This is a genomic window from Frankia sp. CcI156 (assembly GCF_001983015.1).
GTDB classification, from domain to species: Bacteria; Actinomycetota; Actinomycetes; order Frankiales; family Frankiaceae; genus Frankia; species Frankia casuarinae.
In genome coordinates this window covers 1-1,645 of the sequence record NZ_MOMD01000134.1, presented here as the reverse complement: position 1 = coordinate 1,645, position 1,645 = coordinate 1, and the positions used below count along the sequence as shown (strand labels likewise).

Genomic DNA, 1,645 nt, shown 5'->3' with positions numbered 1-1,645 from the left:
CCCGGATCCTCACACCACCACCGGCCCCAGCCCCCCGCACCCCGTCTCACACCGTCTACCTGCACAAACAGACTTTGCGGGTCACCCTGCCCGTACCCGCCCGTCGGTGTGATGGCCGGCGGGYCGTCCAGGGAACGCCAAGGCGGTAATCCTGGGATGCACGGGTGCGGGAGGTCAGACACGCCCATAGTACCTGTGAACCAGCCGAACAGAGCCGCGAGAGTGGTTGCGGAGGCGGGGGAGGAAAGGGCGTGGCCAAGGGGAACACGGCCAGCGAAACACGTTCCGGACGCAGAGCCGGGTCAGGCGTGTCAAACCCGTTGGTCCGTGTGCGCCAAGCCGCACGGCGGGACAGGAAGATGCGGTTCACCGCGCTGCTCCACCATGTTGATCTGGCTCGCCTGGAGGCGGCGTTCCGGGCGGTTCGCCCGAAGGCCGCGCCGGGCGTGGATGGGGTGACGTGGGAGGAGTACGAGCAGGACCTCCAGTGCAACCTGGTCGGCCTGCACGACCGGATCCACTCGGGGCGCTACCGGGCGAGTCCCTCGCGGAGGGTGTACATCGCGAAGGCGGACGGGCGGCGGCGGCCGCTCGGCATTGCCACGCTGGAAGACAAGATAGTCCAGCGGGCCGTCGTCGAGGTRCTCAACGCGGTCTTCGAGGAGGACTTCGTCAACTTCTCGTACGGGTTCCGGCCCGGGCGTAGCCAGCACATGGCGCTCGACGCGCTCGCGGTCGGTATCCAGCGGAAGAGGGTGAACTGGGTTCTTGATCTTGATATTAAGGAGTTCTTTTCGAGCCTCAACCATCAGTGGCTCGTCAGGTTCCTTGAGTACCGGATCGCGGACAAMCGGCTCCTGCGCCTCATCGAGAAGTGGTTGCGTGCGGGAGTGGTAGAAAACGGCGAGTGGGCGGAGACGACGGTCGGATCACCGCAGGGGGCTTCGGCGTCGCCGTTGCTCGCTAACGTGTACCTGCACCACGTCTTCGACCTGTGGGCGCAGTGGTGGCGGAATCACAATGCGCACGGAGATGTCATAGTCGTACGTTTTGCCGATGACGCGATCGTCGGGTTTCAGGCCGAGGACGACGCGCGGCGGTTCCTTGCTGATCTCCGTGAGAGGTTCGCGAAGTTCGGCTTGGAGTTGCACCCTGACAAGACCCGGTTGATCGAGTTCGGGTGGTTCGCCGCCGTGAACCGGTCGCGCCGTGGGGAGGGCAAGCCCGAGACGTTCAGCTTCCTGGGCTTCACGCACCTGTGTGCGACGGGGAAGAAGGGCTTCTTCTGGGTGAGGCGTGTCACGGACAAGCGGCGTATGGCGGCGAATCTCCGGGAGATCAACACCGAGGCGAAGCGGCRCCGTCACCAGCCCATCCCCGATCAGGGGCAGTGGTTGCGCAGCTTTGACGCCACTACCCAAGGCAGGAGCCCAGCGCGGTAGTTCCGCTCGCTGGGATCTGTGCGGGGGCCGCCCGTAAGGGCGGTCCCCACCCAGGGCCCCGGCAAAGTTGTCGGTTAGCAAGCAAGGCTCTTGATCGTCTCTAGTGGTCGTTCGGGGCGCCGCGCGTGGTGTCGGATTGCCTGGGCGATGTTCGTGGCGCCGGTCAGGCGAAGGATCGCGATCGCCAGGTTGCGCAGGCTGGC

1 protein-coding gene is annotated in these 1,645 nt (G+C 65.7%); it reads left to right on the top strand.

The genetic code is table 11. The features are described 5' to 3' along the window. The first annotated feature begins 251 nt into the window (after nt 1–251). The gene (gene ltrA / locus CcI156_RS23690; protein ID WP_254847596.1) at nt 252–1,442 is read left to right on the top strand and encodes a group II intron reverse transcriptase/maturase; all 1,191 of its coding nucleotides are present in this window, start codon (nt 252–254) and stop codon (nt 1,440–1,442) included. Nucleotides 1,443–1,645 lie beyond the last annotated feature (203 nt).